General features: G+C 38.4%; 9 protein-coding genes. 8 read left to right on the top strand and 1 reads right to left on the bottom strand.

What is annotated here, in order from left to right:
• Positions 1-672, bottom strand: a complete 672-nt coding sequence (gene queC / locus HMPREF2802_RS06675; protein ID WP_070503426.1) for a 7-cyano-7-deazaguanine synthase QueC — start codon at positions 670-672, stop codon at positions 1-3.
• 272 nt (positions 673-944) lie between these two features.
• Between queC and HMPREF2802_RS06670 the strand changes: the two genes are divergently transcribed.
• From HMPREF2802_RS06670 to HMPREF2802_RS06630, 8 genes are all read left to right on the top strand, one after another.
• Positions 945-1,532, top strand: coding sequence for an anthranilate synthase component II (locus HMPREF2802_RS06670; protein ID WP_070503191.1), 588 nt, complete (start codon positions 945-947; stop codon positions 1,530-1,532).
• Positions 1,516-2,658 (top strand): anthranilate synthase component I family protein, encoded by a 1,143-nt coding sequence (locus HMPREF2802_RS06665; RefSeq protein WP_070503189.1) that lies wholly within the window; start codon positions 1,516-1,518, stop codon positions 2,656-2,658. Before HMPREF2802_RS06670 ends, HMPREF2802_RS06665 begins: the two co-directional genes overlap by 17 nt.
• The gene (locus HMPREF2802_RS06660; protein WP_070503188.1) at positions 2,658-3,266 is read left to right on the top strand and encodes an aminotransferase class IV; all 609 of its coding nucleotides are present in this window, start codon (positions 2,658-2,660) and stop codon (positions 3,264-3,266) included. Before HMPREF2802_RS06665 ends, HMPREF2802_RS06660 begins: the two co-directional genes overlap by 1 nt.
• A gap of 356 nt (positions 3,267-3,622) precedes the next feature.
• On the top strand, positions 3,623-4,330 hold the full coding sequence (locus tag HMPREF2802_RS06650) for a 5-oxoprolinase subunit B family protein (RefSeq protein WP_049409758.1): 708 nt from the start codon (positions 3,623-3,625) through the stop codon (positions 4,328-4,330).
• Positions 4,318-5,322, top strand: coding sequence for a 5-oxoprolinase subunit C family protein (locus tag HMPREF2802_RS06645; RefSeq protein ID WP_002471775.1), 1,005 nt, complete (start codon positions 4,318-4,320; stop codon positions 5,320-5,322). Before HMPREF2802_RS06650 ends, HMPREF2802_RS06645 begins: the two co-directional genes overlap by 13 nt.
• Before the next feature lie 628 nt (positions 5,323-5,950).
• Positions 5,951-7,894 (top strand): polyglycerol-phosphate lipoteichoic acid synthase LtaS, encoded by a 1,944-nt coding sequence (ltaS, locus tag HMPREF2802_RS06640; RefSeq protein WP_070503186.1) that lies wholly within the window; start codon positions 5,951-5,953, stop codon positions 7,892-7,894.
• A 270-nt stretch (positions 7,895-8,164) separates the two neighbouring features.
• Positions 8,165-9,919 (top strand): ABC transporter ATP-binding protein, encoded by a 1,755-nt coding sequence (locus HMPREF2802_RS06635; protein WP_070503185.1) that lies wholly within the window; start codon positions 8,165-8,167, stop codon positions 9,917-9,919.
• 27 nt (positions 9,920-9,946) lie between these two features.
• Positions 9,947-11,695 carry an ABC transporter ATP-binding protein gene (locus HMPREF2802_RS06630; RefSeq protein WP_070503184.1) on the top strand — a complete coding sequence of 583 codons (1,749 nt, stop codon included), beginning with the start codon at positions 9,947-9,949 and terminating at the stop codon, positions 11,693-11,695.
• The last annotated feature ends 12 nt before the right edge of the window (positions 11,696-11,707 follow it).

Genomic DNA, 11,707 nt, shown 5'->3' with positions numbered 1-11,707 from the left:
TTATTTCTCTCCTTTTTCTTCAAGATAGGCATTTAAGCCACGTGCGCGAAGTTGACAAGCTGGGCAAGTGCCACATCCTTCTCCGATGATACCGTTGTAACAAGTCAGCGTGTTGTGGCGGATATAGTCTAAGACACCAAGTTCATCGCTTAAGGCCCATGTTTCTTTTTTATCTAACCACATCAGCGGCGTGTGAATAACGAAATCTTTATCCATAGATAAGCTGAGCGTGACATTCATTGATTTGATAAAGCTGTCTCGGCAGTCTGGATAGCCAGAGAAGTCCGTTTCGCATACGCCGGTAATGATATTCTTCGCATTGAGTTGATAAGCCAGGGCGCCTGCAAAGGACAAGAAGAGCAGGTTGCGTGCAGGGACGAACGTATTTGGCATCTCGTCACCTTCTTGTTCAATATCCATATCGTGTTGCGTAAGTGCGTTAGGTGTGAGTTGTGATAACAAGGACATATCGAGCACATGGTGTTTCAGTACTTGTTCTTTCGCAATCGCTTCCGCTACTTCAATTTCTTTGTCGTGACGTTGTCCATATTGGAAAGTAACCAATTCGACATGTTCGAAATGTTTCTGAGCCCAGAACAGACATGTCGTACTATCCTGGCCACCGCTAAACACGACAATGGCTTTCTCTTTGTCTAAAGTTTGTTCAGTCATTACGTAAGTCGCTCCTTTAATTTGCGTTCCCACTTATGACCTCATAAAAAAACGCCTATCTCTATAAAAAAGATAGACGTGTCATCACGGGTCTAGTTTTTTATAGAGGGTTATAAGCTAGGAACCTCTGTGAGTATTCATATTGTTTAATTGGCGTTAATCTGCGCTATGTTCGTTCACAAGAATAATATATTTGTATTGTAAAATCAAGGACAGATTTGTGATAATAAAGGTAAGTGAATTAATTATGGGGATGGAAAGAAGGCGCATATATGCTGGTCATGATCGATAATCAAGATTCATTTACATATAATTTAGTAGATTTAATTCAACAACAGTTAGGGGCGTTAATACAAGTCATCAGTAGTACTGAAGCGAATGTCGAACAACTCGAAGCGCTCAATCCGACGGGGTTAATTATTTCACCTGGTCCAGGTCGACCTGAAGACTATCCGCAGCTCTATGATATTTTTCAGCGTTATGAAACAGAGATACCCATTCTCGGTGTGTGTCTCGGCTTTCAATTCATGATTGCTTACTATGGTGGTCGAATCATACATAGTGACCGTCCTGTTCATGGTCACACGACAGCGATTACGCATGATAATGAAGGACTGTTTGAACAGTTAAGTCAAGGCTTCCACGTGATGCGTTACCATTCGTTGATGGCAGGCGATGTAACTGAACCATTGAAAGTGTGTGCGACGAATGAGGATGGGATTCCAATGGGTGTGATGCATCAGTCATTGCCGATTTACGGTGTGCAATATCACCCTGAGTCCATCTTGAGTGAGTATGGCCGTGCACAAATACAGCTATTTTTAGAAAAGGTAGGAGAACGTCATGCAAATCCAATTTAACTACCGGTATTACGTGAACCCAGATGACTTTGAAACGCATCATGCGTCGCTTGAACAGTTTGTGACGAAACGTATCGCGATGCAACTTTCGGAAGTGCAAGAAGTGGTGCGCTTTGCTGAATATATGCAGAAGAGAGGCTATTACGTCGCACTCTATCTACCATACGAATCAGCACGTGCATTTAACCCTGAGATGACGACAGTGACGCCACCAGAAGACTATGTCTACGCGGCTGCTTACATCTTTGATAGCATTCAATATTACGACGGGGAATTTGAGACCGCGCCGCATGAACCTCAACAGCAGTTCACATTTCAGTTGAGTGATGAAACGATGCAAGACCATATTCAACGTGTACAAGATGCGATTGTCGAAGGAAATACGTATCAAGTGAACTATACAACCCGTTTAACTGATGCGATTCGTCAGCCTATTGCAGATTTGTACTATGCCTTGTTAGCGAAAGGGCATGGAAATTATGCGGCGCTCTTCGATACTGATGAAGTGAAAGTTGCGTCTTTCTCGCCAGAACTCTTTTTCCAAAAAGGGAGCTTCGGGGGACGGCCGAATACAATTGTAAGTAAACCGATGAAAGGGACAGCGCCGCGTGCTACAGATGAAGCGGAAGATGAGGCGAACTATCAACACCTTACGCAATCGAAGAAAGACCAAGCGGAGAACGTCATGATTGTTGATTTGCTAAGAAATGATATTGCGCGTATTGCTCAAACAGATAGTGTCGATGTACATCATTTATTTGCGATTGAGGCATACGAAACGGTGTATCAAATGACCTCAATGGTAACAGGTGAAGTGACGTCAGAGACTTCGCTGAACACAATCTTTCAAGCGCTCTTCCCATGTGGTTCAATCACAGGTGCACCGAAACTCAATACGATGCGTTACATCGCCGATTTAGAACAAACACCACGCTATATTTATTGTGGTACGCTAGGCCTGATGTTACCGAGCGGGCAAAGTATCTTCAATGTTCCGATTCGAACGGTGGAATATGTGAATGGGCAAGCACGTTACGGTGTAGGTGCTGGTATTACGATTGATTCAGACCCTGTTCAAGAGGTTCAAGAGTTTAAGGATAAAACGAAGATATTGGAGCAATTATAATGCAATTATTTGAAACGATGCGTTTAGAGGACGGGCAAATACCTCGCTTAAGTTACCATTATGAAAGATTGGCACACGCATGTGATGATTTGAACTTTCAATTCGACCCTGAGAAATGGCACAGAGAAATTGACCATTTAATGTCGCACTATCCCAATGGGGTATGGCGATTAAAAGTACGAGTGGATGCCCAAGGAGAAGTGACTTCAGAAATTGCAGAATTACCGACTAAATCTCGTTTTAGTGCACGGTTTAAGCTCAGTCAGTCATCCGTCGATCCATCTGTGGTGACGCATAAAACGACAGATCGAAGCCATTTAGAACATGATCATCAAACGGATTTGATTCTACTCTACCGTTCAGATGGCAAGGTGTTAGAATTTGATATCGGTAATGTCGTTATTGAAGAAGCGGGTGAGTGGTACACGCCAGCAAATGACGAAGATTTATTGGAAGGATGTAAACGTCGAGAACTTTTAGCAACTGGGAAATTGCAGATAAGAAACTATCAGAAAGCGGAGTTAATCGAGAAACTTCGAGCGCAACAGATCAAGGTATACATGATTAATAGCTTGCGAGAGGTTGCCGAGGTCGACATTCATCTATAAAATAGTGTAAGAATAAGATGACACAAGTTAAGTTAGTTTTAATAGAAGCGTCAAGCCTGATATGAATCAAAGTTAGGCGAACATTTTTTATGGTAGGACATGATTTTAGAATAAATGAGGCGAGTGAATGATCATCATCTGGTTGTTGTGTGCTGTGCTTATCGTAGTGTTAACGTATTGTGCTATTAAACGGTATCAGAAACATCTATCTTACGTCATGCAACAAGTGATTATAGTTGTGATGCTGATAGTAGAGAGTGTTGTCATTTATTATCTAGTACAAGAAATTGTGAAGTTCATCGTTCGAGGTTTGGGCTTATTTTACCATGAGTGATAATTAATAATGAGGTGAGCAAATGAAGATATATAGTCAAGGAGACCAAGCGATTGTCGTCTCAATTGAGAAGGAAGTCTCGAAAGATCTAACGGAAGATTTACTCGCTTTAAGAAAGTATTTATTATCGCGAAATTATCCGTTTATTACTGAAATTGTACCAACCGAATCTGACATGATGATTTGTTATGATGCGCGAGATATGATTAAACATTATGACATTGCTTCGCCTTATTTATATATGAAAGAATTAGTCGAATCGATTCAATTAGAAATCAAGTATGAGAATCATGATGACGTCATTAATGAAATTCCGGTCATTTATGGTGGGCAGTACGGACCAGATTTGAATGAGCTCATAAAGGACTATCAAATTGATGAGGCGACATTTATCGAACGTCACACAGCACCTACTTATTTCGTTTCAATGATGGGCTACTCACCTGGCTTTCCGTATCTCACAGGTATGGATGAGTCATTATACGTGAATTATACAGGTAAGAAGAAGTCCTTTATTCCAGCGGGTTCAGTCATTATTGAAGGTAAAAAGACAGGCATTACTACGACGGATACGTACGGGGATTGGTTAGTTATCGGTTACACGCCACTGCGCCTCTTTGATCCGTCAAAAAGTGACTTTACATCTTTAAAGCTAGGGGATAGCGTGCAGTTTAAAGCACAACGACCAGAAGATGTTGAACTAGGAGGGTATCAACCATGTCAATCATAATTGAAGAGCCAGGCTTGTTCTCCAACTTTCAAGATTTCGGGAGACAGGGTTACGAACATAATGGTGTGATACCAGGTGGTGCAATGGATACGCTTGCCCATGAAATTGCGAATCGTCTCGTCGCTAATGATAAAGGTGAAGCAACGTTAGAAATGACCAATCAAATGGCAAGTATTCGTTTTACCGAACCCACGTTAATTGCGATTTGCGGTGGGAATTTCAAAGCAGCAACGCAACATATGGAAATCTATCCTAATAAACTGTATCTCGTCGATAAGGGTGACGTCTTACATTTTACCGAAACGCGTCATACCTCTCGTTTATACCTCGCTATCGGTGGAGGATTTGAACTAGACGACTGGCTCGGATCTGCTTCTACTGACTTCAAAGCACAAATTGGTGGCCATCATGGTCGTGCATTGCGTAAAGGTGACGAAATTAATATGAAACGGGATTATACCGAACGACATCATAAACTCTTTGAGAATTTGGCAGAGACACATCAAGCGGATTGGGGTGTCGATGGTTATGCGTTGTCATTTAACTATATCTCAGATGTCTTCCACGTAATTCCGAACAAGGGGACAGAGGACTTTGAACAAGAGATGCTAACACGCTTCACGACGAGCGAGTACAAGGTGACGAGCAAAGCCAACCGTATCGGAATGTTGGTTGAAGGTACTCCTGTTCAAGCTTTCTATGATGATATGCCACGTCATCAATCAGTGAAGCGAGGTACGATTCAAGTGAAACGTGATGGAACGCCTATCATCTTGCTTAATGATCACTTTACGTTGGGCAGTTATCCGCAGATTGGTACGATTGCGAGCTATCACCTGTCGAAATTAGCTCAGAAACATCAAGGAACACGTTTGAAGTTCCAATTTATCGACGTTCAAACAGCTGAGAAGAATCTCGTGAAATATAGTAACTGGCTTAATCAGTTGTTCCATGCTATTGAATATCGCATGCAATTAGAAATGTTGAAATAGGCAAACATGAGGATGGATTGGATTAGCGAGGCGAAGTGCGAGTACTTTAAGACTAAGGTAGAGCTGAATTTAACTTCGGCCTAAAGTCTGATGATTTATGATGGGAAACGTTCTATAATTTAGTAATCCTATGTTTCTTAGGTAAGAAGATGAATAAGGCGTCATCTCTGTCATGTCGCACTTTTAAATTGAGTAGGGTGGCTTGTAAAAGTCACTTTTTACTTGATATTTGCTATAATTTGCTATATATTATTAAACTGAACTATCTCTTTGGGCTCGATTGGATGATTAATCAAGTCATATGAAGAGAATGATGAAATGGAAAAATTTAGTGAAAATAAGTCAATGTTGTCGCTTATGACTATGAGAAGGTAAGCGACACCTATAACGTTTTATAAGAAAATGAGAGAGTTTTAGGCTATTTCTGAAAACTCGAAGTTGTAAATGAAATAAAAGTATAAGATGGCATGCTTTGAAGGGTTACTCGACCATCAACAGTCTATGCATTGAAAATCTTGTGCTTGCCTTATCGGGCTTTTGGATAACAATGACGAACTAGTATAAAGATGGTATGTAAGGGAAATAGATGAACCTACATATTCAGATCTAAATAATCGGGGGAACAAACATGAGCCTGCACAAAAAGAAATTGTCTCTTTTTGCGTTTTTTCTATTAACCGTACTCACAATTACGTTAAAAACATACTTTTCATACTACGTTGATTTTTCTTTAGGTGTGAAAGGATTAGTACAGAATTTAATATTATTAATGAATCCATATAGTTTAATCGCGTTGATACTGAGTATCTTCTTATTCTTCAAAGGTAAGAAAGCATACTGGTTTATCTTTATAGGCGGGTTCTTGTTGACTTTCCTATTATACGCGAACGTCGTTTACTTTAGATTCTTCTCTGACTTTTTAACATTTAGTACGTTAAACCAAGTCAGTAACGTCGATTCTATGGGTGGCGCAGTAGGTGCTTCTTTCCAATGGTACGACTTTGTTTACTTTATCGATATTATCGTTTACCTTTTTATTTTAATTTTTAAACATAAATGGTTAGATAAACGCGCATTTAGTAAAAAGTTTGTACCTGTTGTAATGGCAGCTGCTGTTGCACTATTCTTCTTAAACTTAGCTTTTGCAGAATCTAATCGTCCTGAATTATTAACACGTACGTTTGACCATAAATATTTAGTAAAATATTTAGGACCGTATAACTTCACTGTTTATGATGGCGTGAAGACAATTCAGAACAATCAACAGAAAGCGTTAGCTAACGAAGACGACTTAACGAAAGTGTTAAACTATACGAAACAGAAGAATACGAAACCTAATCCTGAGTATTATGGTGCTGCGAAGAAGAAAAATATCATTAAGATTCACTTAGAAAGTTTCCAAACATTCTTAGTGAATAAGAAAGTAAATGGTCAAGAGGTTACACCATTTATCAATAAATTATCAACAGGAAACGAAGATTTTAGATATTATCCAAACTTCTTCCACCAAACAGGTCAAGGTAAGACATCAGACTCTGAGTTTACTATGGATAACAGCTTGTATGGCTTACCTCAAGGTTCAGCGTACTCACTGAAAGGTGACAATACGTATCAGTCGTTACCGGCTATTCTCCATCAGAAACAAGGCTATACTACGAGCGTAATGCATGGGGACTACAAGACATTCTGGAACCGTGACCAAATCTATAAACATTTCGGTATCGATAAGTTCTATGATGCAACGTACTATGATATGTCTGAAGACAATTTGGAGAACTTAGGCTTGAAAGATAAGCCATTCTTTAAAAAGTCAGCAGATTACATTTCTAAAGAGAATGAACCATTCTATACGCACTTAATTACGTTGACGAACCATTATCCATTTACGTTAAAAGAACAAGATGCGTCTATAGATAAACCGAATACAGGCGATTCAACTGTAGATGGTTACATTCAAACTGCACATTATCTTGACCAATCATTAGAGCAATTTATTAATGATCTCAAGAAAAAAGGTGTTTATAAAGACTCTGTCATCATGATTTACGGTGACCACTACGGTATTTCTGAAAACCATAATAATGCGATGGAAAAACTGTTAGGTGAAAAGATTACTCCAGCGAAATTTACTGACTTGAACCGTACAGGTTTCTGGTTGAAGATTCCTGGTAAAGAAGGAACAGTTGACCATACGTATGCTGGACAACAAGACGTTATGCCAACATTGTTACACTTACTAGGCATTAAAACAGATAACTACCTCATGATGGGTACTGATATGTTATCTAAAGATCATAACGATACCGTGCCATTCAGAAATGGTGACTTCGTTACGAAAGATTACAAATACGTGAATGGTCGTATTTATTCTAATAAAGATAACAAACCGTTAACTAAGAAACCGAAAGACTTCGACAAACGTAAGAACCAAACGGTGAAAAACCTTGAAATGAGTGACAACGTCTTAAATGGTGACTTGTTCAGATTCTACGACAATCCGGATTTCGACAAGATTAAGCCATCAGATTACAACTATAAGTCTGGTCCAGAAGGTAAAGAGAAGAAAAAATAATATATGATATAGGTGATAAGCCCTTCAACAGTTGATTTCAATTGTTGGAGGGCTTGCTTTGTGTTGTTTGGGTTTAAGGATTACTAGGAGACTTACGTTAAATCGAGAGGGGTAAAAGCGGGGGAAATAAATATCTTTGCATGATATTGATAATCGTTATCAATTAGTATATAGTTAAATTACACATATTGAACAATATAAAGTTAAAGTATATAGATCTTTCATAATTGATATGTAAAAGGAGACATCTTAGAAAGGAGCGATCGTTGTATGAATAATCATCGACATTGGATGAGTAGCTTATGGGAATTTAGTAAGGGGAGTCAATTAAGGTTACTATGCTCTACATTACTATCTATATTAAGTGTTTTTGCTGGCCTTATCCCTTATTGGGCGATTTATCGCTTAATATTGCAAATTATTGAAGGTGCACGAAGTTTTAACGAGATTAAAATCTACATTGTGATTGCGATTAGTGCGTATATTATACAAATAATCAGCTTTGGAGCTTCAACTGTACTGTCACACGTTTCCGCTTATCACATTTTAAGTCAAATTAGAGTAAGACTCGCTCAGAAACTGATGCGATTACCTCTAGGTGTGATTGAAAGTAAAAATATTGGAGAACTCAAAAGTTTGTTTGTAGATAAGGTTGAAAAGATTGAATTGCCACTGGCGCACCTGATACCTGAAGTCATTGGTAATCTTCTTCTATCATTAGCGATATTTATTTCTATGATCATTATTGATTGGAGAATAGCTCTCGCGCTATTAATTATGCTACCTCTATCACTATTCGCATTTCAACGGCTGATGTCTGGGTTCGATGCAACCTATGATAACCAAGTGAAATCGAGTAACTACATGAATAGTTCTATTGTTGAATATATCGAAGGGATTGAAGTTATTAAGACCTTTAATCAGTCCCAGACTTCTTATCAAAAGTATAGAGATGCTGTACATAATTACAAGACACATACACTCAATTGGTTTCGAGATACTTGGGGATACATGAGTTTATGCTTAAGCTTACTACCTTCGACATTCGTAGGCGTCTTACCTATGGGAATGTATTTGGTTTCAGTACATCAACTTAATAACGCTCAATTTTTTCTCTGCTTAGTACTATCTCTCGGTGTAGTTGCACCTATTCGAAACTTCACTAATTACATTAATCAAATTAAATCTATACAATACGCCATATTAGATGTGACAACTATTTTAGAGATAGATGAATTGCCAGAATCTCAGCAACCAAGTCTTCCTCAGACTAAAGATATTATTTTTAAAGATGTGGGTTTCTCGTACCATAACACTGAACAAGATATGATATTTAACCACCTTTCTTTTGAAATACCTGAACGAACTTATACAGCACTTGTAGGGCCTTCTGGTAGTGGTAAATCAACAGTCGCGAAATTGCTATTACGCTTTTGGGACACGACTCGTGGTGATATTTACATTGGTGGTGTAAACATTAAAGATATTTCACCTAAAGATCTTAATGAGCTCATTGGGTTTGTTGATCAAGACAACTTTCTACTCAATTTAAGCTTTAAAGATAATATCAAATTAGGGAAACCTGAAGCTACAGATGAAGAAGTGATCCATGCGGCGAAGTTAGCTTATTGTCACGATTTCATTAGCGTGTTACCAGAGGGATACGATACGGTAGTAGGGTCAGTTGGTGATAAATTGTCGGGTGGAGAGAAGCAACGTGTGACTATTGCGCGAATGTTGTTAAAGGATGCACCTATCGTCATTCTTGATGAAGCTACAGCTTATATTGATCCAGGTAGCGAACAACAAATTCAACAAGCGATAGCGAGTTTAACGCATAACAAGACACTTATCGTTATTGCACATCGACTCTCAACGATTAAAAATGCAGATCAGATTCTCGTTATAGGAGAGAAACAACTGCTTGAGAAAGGCACACATAAAGCGTTAATCGAACAGCAAGGGTTATATCATCACATGTGGCAAACGCATATCGATTCGAGAAATTGGGGTGTGTCTTCGTAACTAAGTCACCATGAAAGGAGCTCACAAATGTTTAGAATTACATTTCGTATACTACACTGGATGGCACCATATAAAGGAAGAATGATTGCAGGATTTATGCTATCGTTTGTCAATTCAATTCTTATTGCGTTACCCATTTTTTTAGCTGCCCAAGTATTTGCGCGAATCATGTCACAAGAAACTATTAGCAATAAAGAGATTTTCAATATCTTTTTGGCGATGATCTTTCTCGTCGCTGGTCGTTTTGTGATGACATATGCAAAGAGTAGATTACATGAAAGTATTGCGTATGAGATGACAGCTGATGAACGTTTGAAGATCGGTGAAAAGTTGAAAGGGGTTAAATTAGGGTATTTCGATGACCAAACGACAAATAATTTAACTACAACTGTTACCACAGATTTAACTTTTCTTGAAAATTATACGATGAAAATGATAGATATCGTCATCAATGGTTACATACTTATTTCGGTATTAATACTTTCATTGTTAACTATATCTGTGCAAGTAGCGCTTGTTGCTTTATCAGGCGTTATCTTATCGCTCATAAGTATCTATTTATTAGAAAGAATGAGTAAGAGAAATGCGTCTTTATATCATCAGCAACAAAATCAATTGATTGAAAAAGTTATTGAAATGATTAGAGGTATTAAGGTAATTAAGACTTTCGCAAAAGAAGATACAAGTTTAAAAAGTTTCTATGCAGCAGTTGATAATAGCAAGCGTGTAAATACTAAAGTGGAATTGCAATATACACCGTTTAATTTACTTCATCTGCTAAGTTTGAAAGTAATTTCGGTATTTATTGTAGTTTGTGCTGTAATGCTGTATTTTAATGGCCATATTGATTTATCGACGTTAATTATGCTTTCTATCTTCTCATTTATCATTTTTGAAAGTATTGAACACATTAATAGTGCTGCTCATGTATTAGAAATGATTGCGGTCACGCTAGAAGATTTACAACAAATTAAAGAGGCGCCTACTCTAGATGAAGGTGGTCATGAAATTGCTGTTCAACAACACAGAATTGAGTTTGATCATGTTGATTTCTCATTTTCCAATAAAAAGGTGATTAATGATGTGACCTTGGAAGTTCAACCAGGTACCTCTCTTGCTATCATCGGACCTTCGGGTAGCGGGAAGACGACGTTGTGTAATTTGCTGATGCGCTTCTATGATATCGACAAGGGCAATATTAAGGTAGGCGGAATCGATATTCGCGAAATGACACTTCCATCATTGATGTCGCAAATCAGTACGGTATTTCAGAAAGTCTATCTGTTTAATGATACGATATATAATAATATTCTCTTTGGTAAGCCTGATGCGACTAAAAGTGATATTATTGAAGCGGCTAAACAGGCTCAGTGTCACGACTTTATTATGTCTTTACCTCAAGGGTATCAAACAGTGATTAATGAGAAAGGGAATAATCTCTCAGGCGGAGAGAAACAACGTATTTCTATCGCAAGAGCGATATTAAAAGATGCGCCTATTATCATCTTTGACGAGGCTACAGCAAGCATTGACCCAGAGAACGAGCACTTAATTCAAAGTGCCATTGATCATTTGAGTGAAGGGAAGACGATGATCACTATCGCGCACAAGATTAATACTATCAAGAATGCTGATCAAATCATCGTCTTAGATGAAGGACAAATTGTACAACGCGGAACGCATCAAGAACTCATGCAAGAACATGGTATCTACCGAGACTTTCTAAGTATTCGTGATCAATCTGAAAGTTGGAAGATTGAAACAGGAGAAGCATAAATCTTATATCGC

The sequence above is a fragment of the Staphylococcus sp. HMSC071G07 genome (assembly GCF_001811435.1).
GTDB lineage: Bacteria > Bacillota > Bacilli > Staphylococcales > Staphylococcaceae > Staphylococcus > Staphylococcus pettenkoferi.
Note: the sequence above shows the minus strand (reverse complement) of the source record. Positions and strands in the feature narration are given on the sequence as shown.

Coding starts and splice junctions, on each gene's coding strand:
- HMPREF2802_RS06645 (WP_002471775.1), top strand. CDS start 4,318: ATGTCAATCATAATTGAAGAGCCAGGCTTGTTCTCCAACTTTCAAGAT.
- HMPREF2802_RS06630 (WP_070503184.1), top strand. CDS start 9,947: ATGTTTAGAATTACATTTCGTATACTACACTGGATGGCACCATATAAA.
- ltaS (WP_070503186.1), top strand. CDS start 5,951: ATGAGCCTGCACAAAAAGAAATTGTCTCTTTTTGCGTTTTTTCTATTA.
- HMPREF2802_RS06635 (WP_070503185.1), top strand. CDS start 8,165: ATGAATAATCATCGACATTGGATGAGTAGCTTATGGGAATTTAGTAAG.
- HMPREF2802_RS06660 (WP_070503188.1), top strand. CDS start 2,658: ATGCAATTATTTGAAACGATGCGTTTAGAGGACGGGCAAATACCTCGC.
- HMPREF2802_RS06670 (WP_070503191.1), top strand. CDS start 945: ATGCTGGTCATGATCGATAATCAAGATTCATTTACATATAATTTAGTA.
- HMPREF2802_RS06665 (WP_070503189.1), top strand. CDS start 1,516: ATGCAAATCCAATTTAACTACCGGTATTACGTGAACCCAGATGACTTT.
- queC (WP_070503426.1), bottom strand. CDS start 672: ATGACTGAACAAACTTTAGACAAAGAGAAAGCCATTGTCGTGTTTAGC.
- HMPREF2802_RS06650 (WP_049409758.1), top strand. CDS start 3,623: ATGAAGATATATAGTCAAGGAGACCAAGCGATTGTCGTCTCAATTGAG.